Source organism: Psychrobacter piechaudii (genome assembly GCF_900162825.1).
In the GTDB taxonomy this organism is placed as follows: Bacteria; Pseudomonadota; Gammaproteobacteria; order Pseudomonadales; family Moraxellaceae; genus Psychrobacter; species Psychrobacter piechaudii.
Genome location: NZ_FUGE01000286.1, coordinates 1 through 301 on the forward strand (window position 1 = coordinate 1; position 301 = coordinate 301).

Below are 301 nucleotides of genomic sequence, written 5' to 3' on the forward strand. Positions count from 1 at the left end.
GCTGTAAATCAGACTTAATTTCCCTAAAAGCCATCTCAATCTCCCAGCGCTGCAAGTAAAGCTGTGCCACTTTATCCTTAGTAAAGCGTTTATCATCTACTAAAGAGGTGATGTATCGTCTTATCTTACTCTCATAACGACACTCAATTAATCGAGCTTGCCAAGTAGCAGGTAGGTTTGGATTTTTGTTTTGTGCCTGAAAAGAGACGGGCATTTGTATCAAGTAGTCCCCTTCACTAAAGGTTTTAATCACAGTGTAACGCAGATTATCTTTAGCCCGCATGAGCCAGTGACTGTTTGG

General features: G+C 41.2%; 1 protein-coding gene. It reads right to left on the reverse strand.

Going from position 1 to position 301, the window contains the following annotated elements; genetic code table 11:
• A partial coding sequence (locus A1019T_RS12990; protein ID WP_244156671.1) for a transposase occupies positions 1-283 on the reverse strand: 283 nt, incomplete at its 3' end.
• Positions 284-301: the final 18 nt, after the last annotated feature.